This window comes from Rhodoferax sp. AJA081-3 (assembly GCF_017798165.1).
Lineage (GTDB): Bacteria > Pseudomonadota > Gammaproteobacteria > Burkholderiales > Burkholderiaceae_C > Allorhodoferax.
The window spans coordinates 458,794-482,703 of the sequence record NZ_CP059068.1 but is presented as its reverse complement, the minus strand read 5'-3'; the positions used below and the strand labels follow the sequence as shown (position 1 = coordinate 482,703).

At 61.9% G+C, this 23,910-nt stretch carries 13 protein-coding genes; 1 reads left to right on the top strand and 12 read right to left on the bottom strand.

The window, feature by feature from the left end; genetic code table 11:
• The 12 genes from HZ993_RS02225 to HZ993_RS02170 form a co-directional block, all read right to left on the bottom strand.
• On the bottom strand, positions 1 to 2,766 hold the full coding sequence (locus tag HZ993_RS02225) for a PAS domain S-box protein (protein ID WP_209395654.1): 2,766 nt from the start codon (positions 2,764 to 2,766) through the stop codon (positions 1 to 3).
• Between the two features lie 6 nt (positions 2,767 to 2,772).
• Positions 2,773 to 3,828, bottom strand: coding sequence for a TMAO reductase system periplasmic protein TorT (gene torT / locus HZ993_RS02220; RefSeq protein WP_209395653.1), 1,056 nt, complete (start codon positions 3,826 to 3,828; stop codon positions 2,773 to 2,775).
• Between the two features lie 13 nt (positions 3,829 to 3,841).
• Entirely contained in the window at positions 3,842 to 8,716 is a 4,875-nt protein-coding gene (locus tag HZ993_RS02215; protein WP_209395652.1) for a PAS domain S-box protein, read from the bottom strand.
• On the bottom strand, positions 8,713 to 10,269 hold the full coding sequence (locus tag HZ993_RS02210) for a GAF domain-containing protein (RefSeq protein WP_209395651.1): 1,557 nt from the start codon (positions 10,267 to 10,269) through the stop codon (positions 8,713 to 8,715). Before HZ993_RS02210 ends, HZ993_RS02215 begins: the two co-directional genes overlap by 4 nt.
• 57 nt (positions 10,270 to 10,326) lie before the next feature.
• A complete protein-coding gene (locus HZ993_RS02205) occupies positions 10,327 to 11,478 on the bottom strand; it encodes a two-component system response regulator (RefSeq protein WP_209395650.1) in 1,152 nt (383 codons plus the stop codon).
• A gap of 250 nt (positions 11,479 to 11,728) precedes the next feature.
• Positions 11,729 to 12,553 (bottom strand): TlpA disulfide reductase family protein, encoded by an 825-nt coding sequence (locus HZ993_RS02200; protein WP_209395649.1) that lies wholly within the window; start codon positions 12,551 to 12,553, stop codon positions 11,729 to 11,731.
• A gap of 20 nt (positions 12,554 to 12,573) precedes the next feature.
• Entirely contained in the window at positions 12,574 to 15,036 is a 2,463-nt protein-coding gene (locus tag HZ993_RS02195) for a Tex family protein (RefSeq protein ID WP_209395648.1), read from the bottom strand.
• A gap of 122 nt (positions 15,037 to 15,158) precedes the next feature.
• Positions 15,159 to 15,539 carry a PilZ domain-containing protein gene (locus HZ993_RS02190; protein WP_209395647.1) on the bottom strand — a complete coding sequence of 127 codons (381 nt, stop codon included), beginning with the start codon at positions 15,537 to 15,539 and terminating at the stop codon, positions 15,159 to 15,161.
• 69 nt (positions 15,540 to 15,608) lie between these two features.
• The gene (locus HZ993_RS02185) at positions 15,609 to 16,571 is read right to left on the bottom strand and encodes a diguanylate cyclase domain-containing protein (RefSeq protein WP_209395646.1); all 963 of its coding nucleotides are present in this window, start codon (positions 16,569 to 16,571) and stop codon (positions 15,609 to 15,611) included.
• Positions 16,572 to 16,594: 23 nt separating this feature from the next.
• Entirely contained in the window at positions 16,595 to 18,946 is a 2,352-nt protein-coding gene (locus HZ993_RS02180) for an ATP-binding protein (RefSeq protein ID WP_209395645.1), read from the bottom strand.
• 9 nt (positions 18,947 to 18,955) lie between these two features.
• Positions 18,956 to 19,948 (bottom strand): ABC transporter substrate-binding protein, encoded by a 993-nt coding sequence (locus HZ993_RS02175; RefSeq protein WP_209395644.1) that lies wholly within the window; start codon positions 19,946 to 19,948, stop codon positions 18,956 to 18,958.
• Between the two features lie 5 nt (positions 19,949 to 19,953).
• The gene (locus tag HZ993_RS02170; protein WP_209395643.1) at positions 19,954 to 22,713 is read right to left on the bottom strand and encodes an ATP-binding protein; all 2,760 of its coding nucleotides are present in this window, start codon (positions 22,711 to 22,713) and stop codon (positions 19,954 to 19,956) included.
• Positions 22,714 to 22,845: 132 nt separating this feature from the next.
• Here HZ993_RS02170 and HZ993_RS02165 point away from each other — a divergent pair, with 132 nt between their 5' ends.
• Positions 22,846 to 23,868: a Gfo/Idh/MocA family protein gene (locus HZ993_RS02165; RefSeq protein WP_209395642.1), complete on the top strand. Its 1,023-nt coding sequence runs from the start codon at positions 22,846 to 22,848 to the stop codon at positions 23,866 to 23,868.
• Positions 23,869 to 23,910 lie beyond the last annotated feature (42 nt).

The window sequence follows — 23,910 nt, the reverse complement described above, 5'->3', positions numbered from 1 at the left end:
CTACTCGACAATCTTGTATTTGGCAGGCAGTCCAGCACCCTGCAACAGCGTGTTGATTTCGACCTTGAGCGCAATCATGCGCTCCTCCCGGTCGATGGTCAGGGCTTGAAAGCGCTCCAGCTCGTCCATGCGTTCCTGCAGTTCGGCTTCGGCCAGTTTGGTCGCCGTGACATCCACCGTCACGCCATACATGTCGGTGGGTTTTCCTGCCGCATCGCGCACCACATGGCCCATGGCGTGAACCCAAATGATATTTCCATCCACCGGCCGTTTGTAGGCGTACACAGTGTCGTAGCGTGGCACCGTGCCAGCCAATGCGGCGTTGAAGTTTTCAAAGGTGCGGGCAGCCGCATCCTTGTCGCCCGCTTCTACATTGGCGAACCAGTGGTTCATCAGGTGGTAACGCCAGTCCGCCTGCGGCGGGTCGCCGAAGATGGCGGCGGCACGCTCGGAGGAGTTGTAGAACGGGTCACCGGTGTTGAGTGGGATATGCCAGTGCCCGGACTTGGTCAGATCCAGCGCCTGGTCACTCAGGAAGCTGGCCATACGCAGCTTTTCTTCGGCCGCTTTGCGCTCGGTAATATCCAGCGACCACCCCAGGATACCGGGCTCGCCCTGGTAGGTGGTCTGCATGTAGGTGGTCAGAATACTGCGCGGCTCACGTGCGGGGTTGTACAACTGCTGCTCACAGTCGCGAATGAATCCCTGCTGCTGGAGTTGCGCCATCAGCTGGGCACGGGCGTCCGGGTTGACATAGATACCAGTCATGGGCTTGCCCGGCGCAACATCGAGCATCGCGAGCAATGCCGGATTGCCCATGCGCAGGATGCCACCTGTTGTGATGCCTACCCCGATGGGAGAGGTCTCCAAGATGCTGCGCAGCCGCTCCCGCTCCTCCAAAACGGCGTCGCGGGCCTTTTGCAACTCTTGTTCGGCATGTTTGCGGTCACTGATGTCCTCAAACATCCACACGGTCGCGGTGGAATGCCCGCTGAGCGCAATGCCCTGGCCAGACACCATGGCAAAAAAACGTCTCCCCTTTTTGCTGAAACACTCCCACTCCAGGTGCACGTCCTTGCCGGCCGCCAGGGATGGCCCCACCAGCGCTACAAAATTCTGGAAATCTTCCGGGGATGCATAAATGCTTTCGGAATGCTGCCCCACCAGCTCTTCCACCGTGGTTTCAAAATACTCGGCAAACCGCTTGTTGGCCCGCAGCATGGTGCCGTCGGCGGTGTAGACGATACCGTGGGGGGCGTTCTGGAAGATGCTCTCTTGCTCCAACAGCAACTGGGCAATTTCTTTGCGCTGGGTCTCCAGTGCCGCCGCCTGTTCCTGACTGGAATGCAACAGGCATTGGGTGTGTTCGTTGCGCGCAATGATTTCCATGGACATGGAGACCATGGGCAACAAATGGTCCAGGAACTGTTGCTCGCGCTCTGTAAACGGCTTCAGGCAGGCCAGCTCCATGACGCCCAGCAGGGTGCCACTGCCCACAATCGGCAGCAGCACGATGGCAGCCGGCAACGCCTCCCCCAGCCCGGAGCGGACATGGAGATAGTCCGCGGGCGGCGTATCCAGCACCACCACACCTTGCTCCACCGCACACTGGCCTACCAGTCCCTGGCCGAAGGCAATAGTGGGGGGTGGCGACAGTTGCGCGGTCCCGGCATACGCGCCGCACAGTACCAGCGTTGCAGAGGGGCCATCGGCCCGGTACAGGCTGGCCTGCCCCAGTGCCAGCAAGGGCGCCAGCCCCTGGAAAACGGTGTCGGACAACGCACCCAGGCTACCAACCTGCTGCAACTGGAGCAGCACCGCCGTAATGCTGGCCTTGGCCTGTGCTTCGGCTTCGGCCTTTTGCAGCGCGGTGGCCAGCTCCCGGGTTGCTTCCCGTACCCGTTGCTGTATGCGCTGGCCCTGCTGGCGCAGGCCCCATGCAAAAAGGGCCAGCAACAGACTGCTCAGTGCACAGGCGCCTCCCACACCCAGGGCCAGGTGCCGGTTGATGCCACCCTCGAACGACGCTGACATTTCCCAGACCAGCTCAAGGTTGGCCCGTGCCGTTTGCGTCAGGGTGCTGCTGCGGTGGTGCACACGGGCATCGCTTTTGCGCACCGCAAGCACACGCTCGACCGGATCGTCTTGGGCCTTGAGTTTGAGAACCAAGCCGGTGACGCCCTCCGTATCCAACTGGTTCTCCGCCATGCGCTGCAGGTCCAGGACCCCTACCAAAGCGACATCGGTCTTGGTGGCAGGCACCAGCATGATGTAGACAAATTGCCTGCCGTCCGTGGCCACAAAGGGGGCCGACAGAAACCACTCGTTGGGAGTGTTCTGCGCGCTTGCCAGGGAGTGGCGCAGCAGGGTGCTGGGAGGCTCCGTGGTTTTGGGGAAGGCGGTGTCAGAATCGGGCGTAGCGGAAGAATACCGGGTGTCCCAGCCTTCGGATGTGGACACCAGCATCGCCTTGGCGGGCATGAAATTGACCTTGGTCCTGGCTTCCAGGCCATCCACCGCGTTGAGGAACTCACCGGCATCGACATCTTGGGAGTTTTCCAGCAAGGCCACCAAGCCCGACAGGGTGGCATAACTCTCTTCGATCCACCCGAGCAGGTTCATGGAGCGCCGGGTTGCCTCTTGGTCGGCGCGCTTTTCCCAGACCTGGGTTGCACTGGTGTGCAGCACCTGGGTCAGCAGTGCAGAAAACAGCAGACCCACCACCAGTACCAGCAGTGGATGGGCCTGGCTGAGAAATCGTTTCATGGGTGCTTAGCGGTTGACACTGAAGATGGCACGGAATCCCTCGGGCGCCAGGCTGCCGGACAGGTCCAGCTTGTTCACATTGGCCGCGTCAACCAGCTGTATAGCGGCACTCAGGTGTTTGGGGTGTGGCTTCTTCTCCAGGGCGCGCACCGCAACGTCTACCGCCAGGCGGGCCTGCAGGCCGGGCACGTCGCTGGGTGCGGCGGCTATCACTTTGCGCTGGATGCCACGGTGCACCGCCGGTGCAAAGTAATAGGCAATTACCTGGACACTGTCGCTCAGTTTGCGCCGCCGCAACTCCTGCACGGCGGCCTCGGCCGTGACGGCGGTGCCGGCAATGATTTTGATGTCCGGGTGGGCGTCCAGCATGTTTGAGAGCAGCTTGCCCTGTGCGGCCAGGCCGGTATCACCCCATGCGGTGTCCACAATGGTCATGGGTTTGCCGGCCAGGGCACTGCGAAAGCCCTGGTCCCCGGCCTCGGCCCAGCCCGCACCCTTGGGGCCCGGAAACCAGCCCACTTTCAGGGGTTTGCCGCCGCCAAGTTTTTGCACGGCGTAGTCGCCAGCCGCCTTGCCCATCTCATAAAAGTCCGCCGCGGTGCGGGCGGTCAGCTTGGGGGAATGTATGCCGTTGATCAGGTCCACCACCGGTTTGCCCTGTGCACTGAATTGGTCGATCAGGTCGTTCAGACCGTCGCTTTTGATAGCGCCCAGGATCAGGGCATCGGCCTTGTCTGCCATGCATTGTTCGACCTGTTTGCGCTGCTCGTCCAGCTTCTCGTAACCACCCGCGGCATGGATACTTAATTCCACACCCAATTGTTTGGCATGTTCTACCAGGCCAAAGTTGACGGCCATCCAGTAGGCGTCTTTCAGGTGCGGTATGGCCACGCAGAGGTGCCAGGGTTTGCTGGCCTTGTCCAGCGTTGAATAGTTTTCCGCACGGTGTTTGCGCTCCTTGTTAAAGGGCGGGTCCCAGACATCCACCTTTAGCGTAGACCCTTGCGCCAGGGCCACACCGCCCGCAAGGGCCAGTAGGCTGGTGATCAGAAGTTTGCGCATAGGGTCTTCTCTCCTAGGTGGGCCCGACGGCCTGGTTCAAGATATCTGCGGCCGTGTCAAAGTCAAACGCGTCCAGGGCGGTGGACACGCGTTTCAGGGTGCTGGCCAGTGCTGTGCCCTGTGCCTGGTCCAGCAACTGGTCCAGCACATCGGTGGCGTCTGCGTCGCTGTTTTTCAGCAGGGTCATCAGGCGCTGCAGCTGCGGCTCCAGGCTGCCAGAAGTCTTTAAGTCTTTTTGGCCTGTAGCCCCCGTGTTTATTGCCTCAGTAGCTATGAATTCAGGAGTATTCAGGGTTTCGCCAGACCGTGGCTTGATCCACTTGGCAATGGTGGCAAACATCTCCCCCACATTGAGCGGCTTGGCAATGTGGTCCCACATACCCGCCTCCATCACCTTCTCGCGGTCCCCGGTCATGGCGTTGGCGGTCATGGCCACAATTGGCAGGTCTTTGAATGCCGGGTTCTTGCGGATCTCACGCGTGGCGGCGTAGCCGTCCATCACCGGCATCTGGCAGTCCATCAGCACCCCGTCAAACTGGGGGTCTTTGGCCAGAATGTCCACCGCCTCCTGGCCGTTGGTGGCCAGCACCACGGCCATGCCCGCATTGGCGAGCAACTCCATGGCCAGCTCCTGGTTCATCTCGTTGTCTTCCACCAGCAGCACCCGGGCACCGGCCAGCTTGGCCATGGCTTCACTGTGCGTACCGGCTTTCTCACTGGAGCGGGTCTCGATCACCAGGCCCTTGCCCAGCGTTTCACCTATGGCCTCCAACAGTGTTGAGGCAGTGACTGGTTTGGTCAGGACCGTGTGGAGCATCACACCCCGCTGCTGGGCGTTGCCCATGGCCTCGTCCCGTCCGTAGGCGGTGACCATGATGACCGTGGGCACCTGGCTCAGGTGTTCGTGCTGCAACTGGCGCACGGTTTCTACACCGTCCATGACCGGCATCTTCCAGTCCATCAACACCAGGTCGTAGGGCAAGGTTTTTTTGTCGGCCTGCGCCACCATCTGCAAGGCTTGCGCGCCGTCCCAGGCCACATCCACTTCCAGGCCGAAGCTGCGCGCCATGGTGGAGAGGATTTCGCGCGCGCTGGCGTTGTCGTCCACCACCAGAACCCGCACGCCCAGCAGCTCGTCGGCCTTGAACATGCGCCGCGCTTGGGGGTCGGTTTGCACACCCAGTTTGACGTGGAAGTGGAAGCTCGATCCCTTACCGGCCTCACTTTCGACCCAAATGCGGCCACCCATGGCTTCGACCAGGTTTTTGGAGATGGCCAGTCCAAGCCCTGTGCCACCGTATTTGCGGGTGGTGGAGGCGTCGGCCTGGCTGAAGCTCTGGAACATCTTGGCGCACTGCTCGGGCGTCATGCCGATGCCGCTGTCTTTGACCCAGAAGTGCAGCTCCACGCCCTCCCCGTTTTCAGAGACTTTTTCGATACCGATGACGATTTCACCGGACTCGGTGAACTTGACGGCGTTGTTGCCCAGGTTGATGAGGATCTGACCCAAGCGCAGGGGGTCGCCAATCAGCGCGGTGGGGACGTCGGGCGCGGCGTTGAAGAGTAATTCCAGGCCTTTGTCTTCTGCTTTCATGCCCACCAGGTTGGCCAGGTTGTCCATGACATCCTCTAAGCGGAAGTCTATGGTCTCCATGCTCATCTTGCCGGCTTCGATCTTGCTGAAGTCCAGGATGTCGTTAATGATGCCCAACAGGTTCTCGCCCGAGCGGTGGACCTTTTCGATGTAGTTGCGCTGTTTCTTGTCGAGCTTGGTCTGCAGGGCCAAATGCGACATGCCGATGATGGCGTTCATGGGCGTGCGGATTTCGTGGCTCATGTTGGCCAGGAAGTCGCTCTTAGCCTTGGTCGCCTCTTCGGCTATTTCCTTGGCGCGTCGCATGTCTTCCTGCATTCGCTTTCTTTCCGTAATGTCCTGGCCAATCACACAAATGGCGTAGATGTGGCCGTCACTGTTGCGCAGTGGGAACTTGAAGATCTGGCGCACCTCGTGGCCCCACGCGCGCTCCAGCGTGTGTTCGAACTCCATCAGTTCGCCGCGCTCCAGGACCTGGGCGTCGGTTTCATGCCCCCAACTGTCGGCGTCGTTCCCCACAAACTCGGCAATGGAGTGCCCAATCAGCTGCTCGCTGGTTATGTGCAGGTCTTGTTGTAAGCGCGTTGAAAAACTGTGGTTGATCAACAGGAAGCGCCCATCCAGGTCCTTGATGTAGATTTCAGTGGGTGAGTTGTCTAGCACGGCCTGGATCAGTTTCTTGGACTCCTCGACCTCCTGCAGCGCATGGAGTATGCGTGTCTCGGCGGTCTTACGTTCGGTGATGTCGGTCGCAATGCCGCAGATGCCGTAGATGGCACCACTCTCGTCGCGCAGCGGTGTCTTGGTCGTCATGAAGTCACGCACCGAAGTCCCGTCGCGGCTGGGAATGCGCTCTTCGTAGGTGATGGCCTGGCCACTTTCCATCACTTTGCTTTCCACTTCGGCGATCCTGTCGGCCACCTCTTTGGGCATGAGGTCAAAGGCCGACTTGCCCAGTACATCTTTCTCGACTACACCGAGCATCTTTTCGTAGGTGGCATTGAGCAACTGGTAGCGCCCGTCCCGGTCTTTCATGGTGATGACCGAGCCGATGCTGTCGACCAGGGTGCGGATCTGGCGCTGGCTGTTGCGGATCGCCAGTTCGGCTTGGCGGCGTTCGGTGATGTCCTGGTGGATGCCCACCACACGTTGTGGCAGGCCCTCGGCATTGCGCTCGACCGGATACCCGGTGTCCAGAATCCAGAGCCAGTCTCCCGACTTGTGGCGCATGCGGTATTCGGCACGGTAGATCGGGGTTTGGTTGCGCTGGAAGGCGGCCATGGTGGCCTCTGTCGCCGGCAGATCATCGGGGTGCACCAGGCTGCGCCAGCATTCGCTGTGGCTGGGGTAGGCCTGGGCCAACTCCTGCTGTGTATAACCGAGCATCTCGGCCCATATGGTGTTGGTCACAACGTCGCCGGTGCGAGCCTGCCAGTCCCATAGCCCCAGGTTGCCGCCGCGCATGGCCAGGTCCAGTCGCTGCTCGCTCTCCCGTACACGCCGTTCGGCTTCTTTGCGTTCGGTGATGTCGCGCACCGAGGCGCAGACGTTGACACCGCGCCCGCCCACCATCGGCAACTTGGACAAACCGACCTCGACCGAAAAGCTGCTGCCGTCCTTACGCACACCCTTGAGTTCGGTGTTCATGCCACCCATGCTGCGGGCCTGTCCGTTTTCCAGGAAGCCATTGCGGTAACCCACATGGACACCGCGTATGGCCTCGGGCACGAGGACTTCAATCGGGTGGCCGGCCAGGGTGCCGGTGGCATACCCAAACATGGCCTCCAGCTTGGGGTTGGCCAGCGCAATGGTGCCGCGGGCGTCGCAGACCAGCATGCCGTCGGGCGCCGACTCGATGATGCTGCGGTACCAGGCTTCTGTGTCTTTCAGGGCCGCCTGCTGGGCTTCCAGCTCTTCGGCCTGTTCTTCCAGCGTGGCCGCCTGCTCCTGCATGGCGCGCGACTGGCGTTGTGTCTCCACCAGCAGCCGGTTGGTCTTGACACTGCGCTCCAGAATCTCCAGGTTCATGGCCAGCGTGGGCATCACGGCGTCCAGCAGGGCCTGGTCCCGTGTGCCGAACTCGGCAAGGGTGGCCAGTTCCAGTATGCCCAGCAGGCGCTCGTTGCGCAGAATGGGCAGCACGATGATGGAGCGTGGGCTGGCCTCGCCCAGGCTGGAGCCTATGCGCACGTAGTCCGGTGGGGGTTGGCGCAGGATGATGGGCACACGCTCCATGGCGCACTGGCCCACCAGGCCTTGGCCCATGTCGAAGTGCTGCTCCAGCGCCTTGCGTTCACGGTAGGCATAACTGCCCAGCAGGCGCAGGCGGTGTGTATCTTCCTCATGAATGTAGAGCACGCCGTGGCCCACGCGCAACAAGGGGGCCACGGTGCTGAACAGGGTCTGGGACAGTTCGGTAAAGGTGGCCGCCGTCTGCAGGGCATTGGACAGCAGGGCCAGGTTCGACTTCAACCAGTTTTGTTCTTCCATCTGGCGGGCGCCGGTCTGCAGGACCACAACCGCTCGGGCCAGCGCCCCAATTTCGTTGGAAAAATCCGCATGCGGGACGGTGATATCCAGCTGGCCCTGTGCCAGTTTTTCAACCACCTTGCGAACCCGATCAGACGGTCGGCGTATGGACTGCACGGTCAACCAGGCCATGCAAAGCCCCAATCCGAGCCCCCCCAGCATCAGCAGGTAGATGACGCGGGCGTTGTCCTGGGCCAGTTGTTGTGCGGCTTCCGTGCCGAGGCGCGCGCCTTCTTCCTTGATCTTGACCACGGCCGAAATGGCAGCAGCTGTGGTGTTGCCGGCACGCTCAAACTCGTCCGAACTGACCAGTGATGTGGCGCGTGGCAAATAACCATCGCGCATCATCGCCACGGCCTTGTCCACATTGCTTTTGTAGTTGGCAAACTCCGTATCAAACCGGGCCAATTCCACCTTGGCCTGCTCTCTGAAAATGCGCGGGCGCAGCTGCTGCAGCTCTTTGTGCATCTGGGTCTCTGCACCCACCAACTGCTTGAGCGCCTGCTCCCGGCGTTCGGCGTCGGGTGCGATCAGAGCCTGGCGCAGTGTGCGCCCCATGGTGGTGTATTCAATCTGAACGTCTTTGGCGTTGGATACACCCAGCAGATCGGCTTCGTAGGTTTGCTGCAGTTGGGCACTCAATGCCAACTGGGTCCGCAGACTGACGATGCCTATCAGCACGGACAACAGCAACAGGCTGGCAAGACCCAGGGTGAGTTTGGTGACCAGGGTCCGCCGTTCCAGGGCAGACAAAAGTGCATTCATGGTGCTGCCTCCGCCTGCTGCAACTGCCGGTTACGCCGCTGTATTTCCACGTTGGTGGCGAGCAAGGCAACCAGTTCTTCAAACTGCGTGGTCTGCACACTATCGGCGGGGGCCAACAGGGCCAGTTCCAGTGCACCGACCAAGGCATCCTGCACGACAAGGGGTGCCAGCAGCAGGCTTGCAGCCTGCGTATTGCCCAGCCCGGAGCGCAAGCGCCACACGCCGCCCTGCGGGGTGGCGATCACTTGTTTGCGGCGCTCCAGCGCACATTGGCCCAACAGGCCTTCACCGAGCACCAGGGTGGTGGCCGGGGGCTCGGCACAGGCCGCCGAGCCGATCAATTGCAAGACTTGCGGCGACAGGGGGTCTGACACATACAACACGCCCTGGACCGCACCCAGCACCTCGCGCACTTCGCGCAGAAAAACCTGCGCCAGATCGGCCAGCGTGTTGCAACGCTGCAGTTGGGCGGCGATGCCTGCCAGCCGGGCCCGGTAGGCCACATTGGCTTCCTGCTGGTGCGCATAGGCCTGCAACTGCAGATTGGCCTGGGCCTGCGTGTGGCGGCCCCGCAGCAGGTGCAGCCACATCCAGCCCAGCAGCAGTGTCAATACGCCGGCCACAGCAGCGGTCCATGCCGATGGACCCCATGGCGCCGTGTTGGTCAGCTTGCTCATCAACACCAGCTTCCAGGGCCCCGAGGGGTCGTTCCAGTCCACGTCGGCGGCGGCTACGGCAAAACGCTGCCCTTCGACGCGTTGTGTACCGTCACGGGCCACTATTGGTAGCGGTAGCGGCTTGCGCTCGTCAAACTGCTTGCCAAACTGCCGCAGTTCCCGGATAGCCGCCAGCCTCTGTGCATCGGGTTCGCCCTCTACCATGCCTTGCCACTCGGGGCGGCTGCTGGCAAAAACCACGCCCTGGGGCGACAGGAGCATGGCCACGTCGTACCGGTCCTTCAGCAAAGCGTCGACCTGTGCCAGGTTGGTCCGGGCCACCACACCACCAATGCCCGCACGCGACTTGGCATACTCCGAAAAAATAGGTGCCGCGAAATACAGGGCACGGTCTCCACGCGCCATACTGATGGCGGCATACACACTGGTCTGCCCCTGCATGGCCTTCTTGTAGTAGGGCCTGAAACGCACATCCAGGCCGGTTGAAGGCTTGTCTATGCGGTCCCAGGAGGTCTTGACAATGCCGTCTTCGCCGACGATGAACACTCCCTCGGCACCAAATGCCCCGCCCACGGTCGACAGGGTGCCCATCACATTGGCGTCGATGGAGCGCAGACCATTGGTCGCTTCCTGCTTGATGTTGCCGTCGATCAAACCCAGCAGCGTGACAGAACCCATCAGGTTCCCATTGAGCGTGGTGGACATGATCTCGATGCTGCTGCGCCGGGCCTCGGTCTGCAACTGCGAGCCCACCAGTTGTTCGCGTGCACGCAAGTCACTCCAGCCCGCCAGCAGCGCCACGGCCAGACTGGCTGCGACCACCAGAGCCCACGCGGCGCGGGCATGCAGGGCGAAGAACACGGCGAGGGTGTTCATGGTTTGACTCCCTCTTCGGCACTGGGCCGCAATGGTGTGCCGGAGCGCAAGGACGTATTACCCGGTGATCAGTTTGAGGCTCTCGGCCTTTTGCTGCAGGTCCTGGTCGCTGTCCGCATACCGTTGGGCTACCGCCTGGAACTGGTCGGTCAGGGCCATGAAGGCATCCACAATGTCCGGGTCAAAATGCGAGCCCCGCCCTTCCTGGATGATGGAGACGGCCTTGGCGTGGGGCATGCCCTCTTTGTAGACGCGCCGGCTGATCAAGGCGTCATACACATCGGCCACGGCCATCAGCCGCGCCGAGATCGGAATGTCGTCTCCGGCCAGACCTTCGGGGTAACCGCTGCCGTCCCACTTCTCCTGGTGACCGTATGCAATCTCCTTGGCGTACTTCAAAAATTCCACCTCCAGACCCAATTGGTCTTCGGCGTGCTGGATGGCGTCGCGCCCCAGCTTGCAGTGGGTCTTCATGATTTCGAACTCGTGCGGCTCAAAGCGCCCGGGCTTGAGCAGGATGCGGTCGGGAATGCCGACCTTGCCGATGTCGTGCAGGGGTGCGGACTTGAACAACATGCTGATGACGTGGTCGCTCAGGAATAGGCTGAAGCGCGGGTGGTCCTTTAAGTGTTTGGCCAACAGGTCCACGTAATACTGCGTGCGGCGGATGTGGTTGCCGGTGTCGTTGTCCCGCGTTTCGGCCAGTGAGGCCATGGCCAGGATGGTGACGTCCTGTATGGCGGCCAGCTCCTTGGTGCGCTTGGTGACCTCATGCTCCAGGTAGAGGTTCTGGTCTTTCAAAAAATCGGCCGCCGCCTTCACATGCAATTGTGTGGCCACCCGTGCCATCACGATGGGCGGGTTGACGGGTTTGGTGATGAAGTCCACCGCGCCGAGTTCCAGGCCCCGCTTTTCATCCGCGGTGGCCGTCATGGCGGTCAGGAAGATGATGGGGATATTGCGCGAGGCGGGGTCCTGTTTGAGCATGGTGCAGACATCCCAACCCGACAAGCCCGGCATCATGATGTCCAGCAGGATCAGGTCCGGCGGGCCGTCACTCTGAACAATCTTGAGGGCTTTTTCCCCACTGTTGGCCACCTTGACCCGGTACAGGTCTTTGAGCAAGGCGGCCATCAGGGTCAGGTTGTCGATGGTGTCATCGACCACCAGGATAGTGGCCTTTCGGGTGAAATCCAGGGAATTCGCCATCACTGTGTTCCTTCGGAGCTGAGGGTGTTTCAAAGACCATCCAGGCCAGGGCCGCAGCCCATTCTGCATGAAAAAAGCCTATCTACACAACTACACCCAGTACCGCAAATCTTTGGCCCGCAAGGACTCGGCAGTCGGATACATGCTGTCTACGGATTAACCCTGACGTGGTGCCGCCGGACAACAATAACGAGGAAAACTGCGCCAGCTCCAGCACGGCGAGCGCCTCAGACACACTGCTGAGCAGGCACTACGGTGAGTGTGGCTTAGGTGAATCGATGGTCTCCAGCTTTTCAGCCAGCGTTGCTGCTGAAAGCTCGCCGGTTCTAACGCTTATCAGCCGGCCCTTCGCATCGAAGAACAACGTGGTTGGAAGTCCCCGCTGGTTGAAGGTTTCGAGCGCCTGGCCCCGGGAGTCCAGAAGTACATTGCCAAGTGGCAGATTGCGCGCAGCCAACCAGCCGCTGACGCGCTGAGCAGACTCGCCCTGGTTGATAAAAACGAAGTTCACCGCAGGATTTAGTGCCTGCGCCGCGTGCAAGACCGGCATTTCGCGCACGCACGGAGGGCACCATGTTTCCCAGATATTGACGACCGTTGGCTTGCCCACAAACTGCGCAAGGCTCACGCTGGCCCCTTGCAGGCTACTGAGTGTCAGTGCAGGCAGTTTCTGCTCAGGGTCGGGACGCGACAACGCAAATAAGCCACCACCCCAAATGGCAGTGGCTGCGCAAACGGCTGCCAGCAGCGGCTTGCGTAGAGCAGGCTTGTTGAACTGCCGGGCCAGTGCGAACAGCCAGGCCGCTACAAACCCGGACATTGGCCGCCACCCGCCATCGCGGATGTCCAGGATTGCAAGCGGTGACGCCTGGTAGCCCGCGCTGAAGTGCAGAACGAACCACAGCCGCGCCACTACGACACCGACGACGAGGGTCTGAAACAAAATCGCCTCGATATCAACATCGGCCCTGCGACCCACCCGTTTGCCAATGAACGTGGCAACGGCCATTGCAACGAGCATGAAGATGACCGATACGGGCAGGACGATCGGCCCGAATTGGATAACACCCGGCACGGGCAACGTCGGTTCTGGCGCTAGCGCTTCAGCTTGGCAAACGCCGACGCCATAGCCGAACCACCCAAAGTATTGCCGCCTTGCTGGCCGCTGTACTGGCTCTGCCCGCGCCCAGCGCCCTGGTAGCGGTTGTCCCCTGCCCTGTCAGCGCCGCGCGGGCCGGCCGGTGCGGCGCCAAGCTTCATGGTCAGCGCAATACGCTTGCGGGCCACATCCACCTCGACCACCTGCACCTTGACGATGTCGCCGGTCTTGACAACCTCACGTGCATCATTGACAAACTTGTGGGCCAACTGGCTCACGTGGACCAAGCCGTCTTGGTGCACACCCAGGTCTACAAAGGCGCCAAATTGGGCCACATTGCTGACCGTGCCTTCCAGGATCATGCCTTCCTTCAAATCCTTGATGTCGTCCACACCGTCGTTAAAGCGGGCAACCTTGAAGTCCGGGCGCGGGTCGCGGCCGGGCTTTTCCAGCTCGCCCAGAATGTCTTTCACGGTGATGACGCCGAATTGTTCGTTGGCAAACAGCTCGGGGCGCAGGGTCTTCAACATATCCGCGCGACCCATGATCTCGGCCACGGGTTTGCCGGTCTTGGCGATGATCTGTTCCACGACCGGATAGGTCTCGGGGTGCACACCGGTCATGTCCAGCGGGTTGTTGCCACCGCGGATACGCAAGAAGCCTGCGGCCTGCTCAAAGGTTTTGGCACCCAGGCCGGTCACCTTGAGCAAGTCTTGGCGGCTGCCAAAGGCGCCATTGGCCTCGCGCCAGCGCACCACGGCCTTGGCCACGGCGCCCGACAGGCCGGACACACGGGACAGCAGTGGCACACTGGCGGTGTTCAGGTCCACACCGACCGAGTTCACACAATCCTCCACCACGGTGTCCAGCGTGCGGGCCAATTCGCTCTGGTTGACATCGTGCTGGTACTGTCCCACGCCAATGCTCTTGGGGTCGATCTTGACCAGCTCGGCCAGCGGGTCCTGCAGGCGGCGGGCAATGGATGCGGCGCCGCGCAGGCTCACGTCCACATCGGGCATTTCCTGCGACGCGAATTCGCTGGCGCTGTACACCGAAGCGCCCGCTTCGGACACCACCACCTTGTCCACCTTGATCTCGGGGGCGCCGGCCTGGGCGGCCATCTTGGCCAACAGCTTGATCAGGTCACCGGCCAGCTTGTCGGTCTCGCGGCTGGCGGTGCCATTGCCAATGGCGATGAGGTTGACGCTGTGTTTGGCGCACAGCTTGCCCAGGGTGTGTAATGAGCCTTCCCAGTCGCGCTTGGGTTCGTGGGGGTAGACGGTGGCGGTTTCGACCAGCTTGCCGGTGGAATCCACCACGGCCACCTTGACGCCGGTGCGGATGCCTGGATCCAGGCCCATGACAACACGGGGGCCTGCCGGTGCGGCCAGCAGCAGGTCGCGCAGGTTGTCTGCAAACACCTTGATAGCCACTTTTTCGGCGTCTTCCCTTAGCCTGGTGAACAGGTCACGCTCAGTGGACATGCTGAGCTTGACCTTCCAGGTCCAGGCCACACATTTGCGTATCAAATCGTCGGCGGCACGGCCCGCATGGCTCCAGCCTAGCTTCAGCGCGATACGGCCCTCGGCCAGCGAGACGGCAGGTGCGGCGCGGCCAGCGGTAGCAGTCACTCCAGTTTTGATAGCGGATGAGGCAGCATTCGCGGGGGCTAGAGGCCGATTTGGCACTACATCACTTTCTGGAAGCACCAGTTTGGCATCCAGAATGTCCAGTGCCCTGCCCCGGAACACGGCCAGCGCCCGGTGGCTGGGCACGCGGCCAATGGGCTCGTCGTAGTCAAAGTAGTCGCGGAACTTGGCCACGTCGGCGTTGTTTTCGTCTTTGCCGTCCATCAGTTTGCTCTGCAGCAGGCCCTCTTGCCACAGCCATTCACGCAGGTCTTGCACCAGGGCGGGGTTCTCGGCCCAACGCTCACTCAGCAAATCGCGCACGCCGTCCAGCACGGCCAGCACGTTGGAGAAGTCGGGTTGTTTGTCGGCAATCTGCTCCGCGGTGAGCGGCGGTTTGACGTAGGCCTGCGCGGCCTCGGCCGGCACCAGCGTGGGGTCGTTGAACAGGGCGTCGGCCAGTGGCTCCAGACCGGCTTCTTTGGCCAACTGGCCCTTGGTGCGGCGCTTGAGCTTGAACGGCAGGTAGATGTCTTCCACTTCTTGTTTGGTGGCAGCGTTGTGCACGGCGGCCATCAGCGCGGGGGTCAGCTTGCCCTGTTCGTCTATGGCTTTGCACACCGCCTCTTTGCGGTCGCGCAGTTCGCGCAGGTAGGCCAGGCGGGTTTCCAGTTCGCGCAGCTGGATGTCGTCCAGCCCATCGGTGACCTCTTTGCGGTAGCGGGCGATAAAAGGCACGGTGGCCCCACCGTCGAGCAGGGCCACAGCGGCTTCGACCTGATTGGGGCGGATACGGATTTCTTGCGCGAGCTGCGCGATGATTTTTTGCATGGCGAAAAAGACGGACGCTAGGGGGAGAGAATCAAGGCCGGGAGTGTGCCACAGCCCAAGGGGCGGTCGCCGCCGCCTGCGCTTGGAACCCGCCGTGCTGTGTTAGCACATGTAACCGGCTTTCAGGCCACACCAAACAGATGCGAGAGTTCGCGGTCCATCAGCTCGGTGTCGCCGGTGTTGAGTTCGATCAGGCGGCGCAGGCGGGTCAGGCTGGTCAGCTCGATGTTTTCACAGGCAATGCCCACGTGCTGGCGGTCCAGGTGCACGATGGAGCCGGACATGGTGACACCCTCCCCGTCATCGGCCAGGGCCAGCTCCAGGCGGCATTTTTCGTACAGTGTGAGTGGTTGTTGCAGCGTTCCCGTTTGCACCAGCGCACCCCTGAGCGCAATGTCCAGCAGATGCACCGTCAGGGTTTGACCCTTCAGGTGCAGCTGCACCTGCGCAGCAAATGGAATACGGGCGTACTGGCGTAGGCCTTTGACTGGAACGGATTTCATGCTGGACTTTCGAGTCAATGTTGGGGGAGCCTACGTTGCTTATTCACAAAGCGCAAGCGGGCTCCTGCGTCAGGGCGCGGGGTCGTAAAAGTGGACCATGTCGCGCCCAGCCTCCTTGGCGTCGTACATGGCCAGGTCGGCCCATTTGATGACGTCCGTGGTCGAGGCCGCATTGCCCAGGAACAGGGCCACACCCAGGCTGGCGGTGCAGCGGTGCTCCAGCGCCAGTGGCGCAACACCCTCCCCCTGTGAGACGCTCAGACGGTAAGGCTCGGCCAAGGCGTTGCGGATTTTTTCGGCCACCAGGCCGGCACGGTCAACGGCCTCGGCCCGGTCTGCCACCAGGGCTGTGAGCAGCACCACAAACTCGTCGCCGCCAAAACGGGCCACGGTATCCACTTCACGCACACAGGCTTTGAGACGCTGGGCGGCTTCGACCAGCAACAAATCACCGACCTCGTGGCCATGCACGTCGTTGAGCGGCTTGAAGTTGTCCAGGTCCAGGAAGATGAGCGCACCAAAACACATGCTGCGCTGGCTCACCGCCATGGCCTGGCCCAGGCGGTCATTGAGCAGACGGCGGTTGGGCAAGCCGGTGAGTGCATCGTGGAAGGCCAGCTCCCACACCTGGTGCAGCGCCTGGCGCAGGCGCAAATGGGTTTGTACCCGGGCGCGCACCACGGCGGCATTCACGGGCTGGGGGATAAAGTCCACCGCCCCCATCAGCAGGCCGGTGGCCTCTTCCTGGGGGTCGTTTTGAACGGTGACAAAAATCACCGGTATGTCGCGGGTGCGGGGGTCTGCTTTCAGGCGGCGGCACACCTCGTGGCCATCCATGCCCGGCATCATGACGTCCAGCAGCACCAGGTCTGGCAGCTCTGCGGCACACGCAGCCAGGGCTTCCTCACCGCTGGTGGCGGTGCGCACCACGTGGTCGGGGCTGAAGATGTGGACCAGTATCTGGACATTGAGCGGTTGGTCGTCCACCACCAGCAGGGTGGGCAACGGGGGTTTGGGTTGATGCTGGGGCATACCGCGTCCTTCTGTTTTTGTCTTTATGCTGCTTCACCGTAGTGGTCCAGTGTTTTCAGCGCCAACGTTAATTGTTTTTCCAATTGTGCCAGCGCGTCATCCAGCAGCGCCAGGGCGGCCGGCTCGGCAGCGGCACCCACCATGGGTTTGATCAAAGCCTCCGCATGCGCAGCGGCTGCAGCCAGGGGTTTGGCCCCCACGGTTGCAGCCAGTCCTTTCAGGGTGTGGGCACTGCGCAAGGCAGCCGGATAGTCGCGCTCGGCCAGCGCCTGCAGCAACCCGTCGCGCTGTGTGATGCCATCCTGGCGAAACACGGTAACCACCGTTTGGTAAAACTCGCGGCTGCCGCCCAGGCGGTCAATCGCGCCTTCGCTATCGACTATGGCGGCGGCGGCCAAGGAGTCCTGCGCCGGGGTCTCTGCGGCCTGTGCCACGTGGCGCAAAACGGTGGCGATCAACTGCTCCAGATCGATAGGTTTGCCCACATGGTCACACATGCCGGCGGCGCGGCAGTCAGCTTTGTCAGACTCCATGGCGTTCGCGGTCATGGCGATGATGGGCAGGCGGCGCAGGCGCGGCTCGGCGTGTATGCGTTGGGTTGCCTCAAACCCATCGATGTCGGGCATTTGCAGATCCATCAACACCGCATCAAAGGGCGGCGTGGCAGCCAGAGCCTGCTCTACCCCTGCCAACCCACCACCGGCGACCACAATGTGGGCACCACTGCGCTCAAGCAGTTCGCGGGCCACCTGTTGGTTGAGCGGGTTGTCTTCCACCACCAGCAGGCGCAGGCCAGCCAGCCGTGTGTTGTCTAGCGGAGGCTGTGCCACGGGGGGCGATTCTGTGCCCGGTAACACGGCCTGGGCTTGTGTCGCCTGCTGTGGTGGCGTGGCTGGCACGGGCTCGTCTGGCGCCAGCGCCAGACCGATCTGAAAGTAGAAACGGCTGCCCTTGCCCACATGGCTCTCAACCCGCAGTGCACCACCCATCAGCTCCACCAGGCGTTTGCTGATGGCAAGCCCCAGCCCGGTGCCGCCAAAGCGGCGTGAGGTGGAAGATTCGGCCTGGCTAAAACCTTCAAAGATGTAATCCAGCTTGTCGGCGGGTATGCCTATGCCGGTGTCGCTGACGGCAAACTCCAGCACGGCCTGCTCTGCATGGCGCTCCACCACCCGTACGCTGACCACCACATCACCGCGCTCGGTGAATTTGATGGCGTTGCCGGTCAAATTGAGCAATACCTGGCGCAGGCGCAGCGCATCGCCCACCAAAAAGGCGGGCACGTCGGGTGCCACGTCGAAGCGCACAGCCACCGGCTTGCGGTCGCCCGCGGCGAACAACATCACCGACAGGTCCCGCAACACATCAGCCAACGCAAAGCGGGCGCGGTCCAGCTCCAGCTTGCCGGCGTCTACCTTGGAGAAGTCCAGTATGGCGTTGATGATGCCCAGCAGCGACTGCGTGGCCCCCTCGGCATTGCGCGCATAGTCGGCCTGGCGGGTGGACAACTCGGTGTGCTGCAAGAGCTTGAGCATGCCCAGAATGCCGTTCATGGGGGTGCGGATTTCATGGCTCATGGTGGCCAGAAAATCGGATTTGGCGTGCATGGCGGCCTCTGCAACGTCTCGTGCCTGGGCCAACGCGGTGGTCTGCAGTTGCAGCGCACTGGTCATCTGGTTGAAGGCGCGTGACACGTCGCCAAACTCGTCACGGCGGTCGTTGGGCAGCTTCAGGCCAAAGTCACCCTGCGCCACAGCCTGGCTGGCTGCTTCCAGCTCCGTCAGCGGGCGAATCAAACGCCGCAGCGTGACCACCATCACCAGCAGTAACGCCAAAGCAAACACGCCCAACAAGGCCCAGCCCGCCCACAACAAGGCCCGGGCGCTGCGCACACGCTCCTCCGCGACCACGTTTTCCCACTGGTGAATCTCTTCCACCATGGCCTCCACCTCGATCAGCAAACGCCCGACCATCAGGGATTTGCGGCGGCTCTGTAGTTGGGGGGACAGTGCGGCAGACTTGTTTTCCAGCAGGCCGGTAAATAACTCGCCCACGCGAACATGCCGTTCGCGTAGTCCTGCAAGCAGTGGGGTCAACGGGTCACCATCCGCACGGTGGTCCTGGGTGTCTAGCGCACGGGCCATCTCGTCATACCGCACGGACCATTGCCGGGCGGCGCGGTCCGAGTGTTCTTGCACCGCATCATTGGCCACCAGCAGCAGCGACACGGCGTTATCGGAGATGGCCGTCACACGCTCCAGTTCGGCAACAGCTTCTGCCCGGCGCTGCGAAAAACTGACCACCACCAACCCCACCGACAACGTGGCGACCACGCTGACCAGGCTGATGATCTTGAAAAGTTTGCGTACACGCATGGTGGGCCGCTATTTCACAACCGTGACGGCAGATGGCCGCACCCGCTTGAGGGGGCCAATGTCGATAAAGTCCAGGTAATTGGGCACAGCCGTCGCTTTGACCAGTTGCTCCTGGATGGCCCAGCGCGCGGTGGACTCCAGTGTGGCGATCAGCGATTGGTTCAAACCCAGCGCAAAGCGGTAGTCGGGCCACAACAACGCAATTTCGGCAGCGTCCATATTGAGCCGCTCGCGCAACATGGACTTGGCCACATCGGGCTCGGCCCTGACGGCATCCACCGCACGGGCCAGCGCACGCAACACACGCACATGGTCTTCGTCCAATGCAGCCGTTTGTCCAGCCAGGGCTACCAGGTTAAAACTGAACGAATACAGCCGGGGGATCGGCAATACCACGGCTTCTGGCCCCAGCAGCTTGAGCATTTGGTTGGCCCCTGGCTGAAACAGCGCAAAAGCCTCGGTCTGCGTATTGGCGGCTGCAATGTCCAGACGTTTGGTGTCCAAGGCAACCGTGGAGACCTCGCGCGGGTCCAGGCCGGCGGCCAGCAGGGCCAGATCCAGCACATACTGTCCTGCAGTCCCCCGGGCGACGGCGACCTGTCGGCCCTTGAGGTCTTTGCTGGACCGTATGCCCGCGTTGGCCCGGACTATGAGTTTGACATCTTGACTGGCGGCAAAAGTGGCGAGCACCTTGAAGGGAACCGAGTCAAAACTGCGGAACATGATGGGCAGATCAGAGGCAGTGGCCAGCCGCACTTTGGACTCCAGCAACTGCGAGAGGCACACACTGCCCGTGGGGCATTCAACCAGCACCACGTCCAGCCCCTCGTCGCGGAAAAACCCTCTTCGCTCGGCTACATAAAAAGGAATAGACATCGGGCTGGCAGATACCCCGATGGTGATACTGGCAGCATTTGCCGCGGGCAGCCACAAGCCCGCGCCCCAGCAGACCAGCAGCAGTGCCCAAACCGATGGGCGCATGAGCGTAAGGCGCAGCGTCATAGGGTTCACTCCGTTTGTCCGTCCACTATGCGGACCAAGTCATCAAACGCCATCGGCTTGGGCAGAAAATCGTCCATGCCAGCGGCCAGACACAACTCCCGGTCGGCCGCAAATGCATCGGCCGTGAGCGCCACAATGCGTTGGCGTGGGCGCCCCGCTGCAGCCTCCAGCACACGGATGGTGCGCGTAGCGGCATAACCATCCATGACCGGCATCTGGCAATCCATCAGCACCAGCCGTGGCGGGTCATTGGTCTGGGCAGCGAGCATGTCCAACGCTTCCTGGCCGTTCTCCACACACCGCACCGCCAAACCCAGGCGCGTGAGCATGTTTTGCGCCACCATGCGGTTGATGGCGTTGTCGTCCACCACCAGCACCCAACCGCTGCGTGTTGCCCCGTCGGCCCCAGGTGGTGGCACCTGCCGCCGTTCACCGCGCCGTTGTTCGACGCCGCTTGCAGCGGGGGGGCAGTTCACGGTGAACCAGAAACGTGAGCCCACGCCGTGCTGGCTTTCCACGCCCACATCGCCCTGCATCTGCTCGGCCAATCGGCGCACGATGGACAGGCCCAAACCAGTGCCACCAAAACGTCGGGTGGCCGACGCATCGGCCTGCACAAAGGGCTGGAACAGCTCTACCTGTTTGGCCTGTGGGATGCCAACCCCCTGGTCGCTGACTGCAAACTCCAACAGGGTGGCGCCCGAACTGTCTGCACCATCGGGCAAGCGTTCACGCAGTGCGATCAAAATTTCACCCGCGTCCGAAAACTTGATGGCATTGCCCACATAGTTGGCCAGCATTTGCCGCAGCCGAATGGAGTCACCCATGTAACGGGGGGCACGGTCGGGAAGCTGCACGTTGGTCACCAAAGTGAGCCCTTTGGCCTTGGCGGCTTCACGGAACAGGTTTGCAACCTCACCCACCAGGGCCGCGGCGTCAAAGGGCCCGTGGCTGAGCTCCATCTTGCCGGCTTCGATTTTGGACAGGTCGAGTATGTCGTTCAGTATGGCCAGCAGGGCCTTGCCCGAGCCCAGTATGGTGCGCACAAATTCCTTGCGTTGCTCTGTGCCCACATCGTCCATCATCAGCAGTTGGGCCATGCCCAGAATGCCATTCATGGGGGTGCGGATTTCGTGCGACATGGTGGCCAGAAACTGGCTTTTGGCCAGGTTGGCGCTCTCAGCCAGCCGTTTGGATTGCTCCAGGGCGGCCTGGTAGGTTTTGCGCTCGGCGATTTCGGCATTCAGCGCGGCTGTTTTCTCCTGCACTTCGGATGTGATGCGCTCACGCTCTCCGGTGCGTATCAGCGCGAAGTAAGCAACCAGGGCACAAACAAACAGGGCCATCATCAAAACCAGGGTGGCGCCGGTGCCAGCGCTGGCCACCAGTTTGGAATGTGGGAGGTGCAGCAGCAGGTGCCACTCTTTACCACCCAGCGCCAGGCGCTGCTGGCTGTAAACGCCCAGCCGGTCCAGGTGGGTGTTGCCCGAAAAATCGGGCATGGTGACCGTGCTGCTGCGCCACAACACCTCTTCTGCCCGGTCCTGAACCGCGCGCAACTCCCAGACCACACCGGGTATAGCCTGCAAGGCCTGGTCTATGGTGCGCAGGTCGATAACACCGGACAACACGCCCTGTACCCGTGTGTTTTGCACAGGGGCCATCAGCAGCAGGGCACCCGGGCCCTGTGGATCGGACTTGAGGCGTATGGGGGTGCTGGCGGTCAGTTGGCCCCGGGCCAACGCCGCCCGTACAGCGGCTGCACGTTTAGGCTCGCCCAACATATCCATACCCAGCACCATTTCGCTGCCCTTGAGCGGATAAATCATGGCTACGGGGGCAACCAGGCCATCGGCACTGGGTTTGAATTCTGGGGGCCAGTAGACCGCTTTGTGAATTGCAGTGCTGCCGACCTGCTTGGCATAGGCCTCCTGCTCTGCAGCGTCCAGCACGGGCAACCAGGATATGGTCTTGAGCTTGGGCAGTGCGCTGCGAATGTCCGCCACCAGGTGCTCCAACTCGGCCCCCGGCACTTCGCCACGCAATTGGTAACTGGCCGCCAATTGGCGCAGGGCGCGGCCGCTGTTTTCCTCCAGCGAACGCATTTCGTGCTCAAAGGGCGCCACCATGGCCGCAAAGTCGCGCTGCAACTGGCGCTCGTCCGATGTGCGTACAAAGGTGTAGAGAACAGCAGACAGCGCAAAGGCCAGCAGCAGCGGCAAACCCACCGAGGTGCGCCGCTGCTTCCACACTGTGCTGGGTGCCAAAGCTACCAGGGTCAGGGGGGCAAAAATCTGCACCCCAAAGGCATCCCCCAGCCACCAGGTGAGAAAACTTTGCGGCAATTGGGCCGGCGAAATGTAGCCATGGGCCCACAGGGTGAGGTTGCCCACCGTCGCGGCGATCAGGCAAGAGCCAACACCCAATACGGAAAACCGCGCCACCTTGCCGGGGTCGTTCAATTCCAGGCTGGGCATGAGCCGTTTCAGCGCCGTGCCGCCCACCACCGCCTGCAAGGTGGTGCCGGCGGCGATACAGAGGGCCACGGTATTGAGATTAAAGCCGCCACCCACGGTGGCATTGGTCACCACCGAGCCCAGCAAAATGCCCAGCCAGGTAGCCTGAAAGCCCCATACCACCACCACCGCAAAGGCGAAACCAGCAGCAGGCCAGATAGCGGATACAAAACCGGGCGGCAACGCCGACGCCAACCCCAATTTGCCCAACAAGAAATAGCCCAGCGCAATGCCTATCGTCAGTGCCATGCGCCGTATCGTGCTATTCATCAACACATAATAAGGCAGCAGGCAGGCAACGCAATGCACAAAATGCCTGTCTGTTGCCCCACGAAAGCCCCACCGAACACCGCGACGAGCCTTTGCCCCCCTGCATCCCCTATGACTCCCGTATTTGCTTGGGCCCTGGTAGGGCCGGGCCGTATTGCCCACCGCTTTGCACAAGCTGTGCAAGGCCTGCCCCATACCCGCCTGGCCTGTGTCTTGGGCCGCGATGCACAGCGCACCGCGGCATTTGCCACACGCTGGTCTGAAGCCGACAACGGCACTATTCGCACCACGGCCGACTGGGACAGTGTGCTGCATGACGCCAGCATTGACGGCATCTACATCGCCACACCCCACGCCCTGCACCACGACGCCGTGCAGCGCTGCCTGGCCGCCGGTAAACCGGTGTTGTGTGAGAAACCCCTGGTGCCCAATGTGGCACAGGCCCAAACCCTGGTGGCATTGGCCCAGCGCAACCATGTTTTTCTGATGGAGGCGCTGTGGACCCGGTTTTTGCCGGCCTATGCGCAGATCGCGCAGTGGTTGCGCGGCGGTGCCATCGGCCGGGTAAGGTCTATCCAGTCCAGCTTTTGTTTTGCGGCCACCGAGGGTCTGGACAGCCGGCTGTACGCACCCGAACTGGCCGGTGGCGCCCTGCTGGACATTGGCGTCTACAACCTGAGCATGACCCGCTGGGTGATGCAGACTGCGCTGGGCACATGCCCTGCCCTGCGCGACCTGCAGGTGCATGGTGTGCTGGCGCCCACCGGGGTGGACCAGCGGCTGGCAGCCAGCCTGGTGTTTGAAGGCGACGTGGTGTCACAGCTGGTGTGTGGTTTTGACAGCCAGTCGGACAACGCGCTACGCATCACGGGTGAACATGGCTGGATCAGCGCACCGCTGAACTTCTGGCAGGCCACCGAAGTGGTGTTGCAGACGCGCAGCGAGCCGCCCCGCACAGTGCAAACCCCGTTTGCCATCAATGGCTTCGAGGGCGAGATCGTCGAAGCCATGCGCTGCATCCGCGCCGGTCTGGTGGAGAGCCCGCACATGCCCCACGCCGAGACATTGGCTACGCTGGGTTGGATGGATACCATGCGTGCCCAGCTGGGTGTGCGTTACCCGTTCGAAGCATAAAAAAAACCCGCTGCGGCAAAGCAGCGGGTTCTTGTGGGGCAC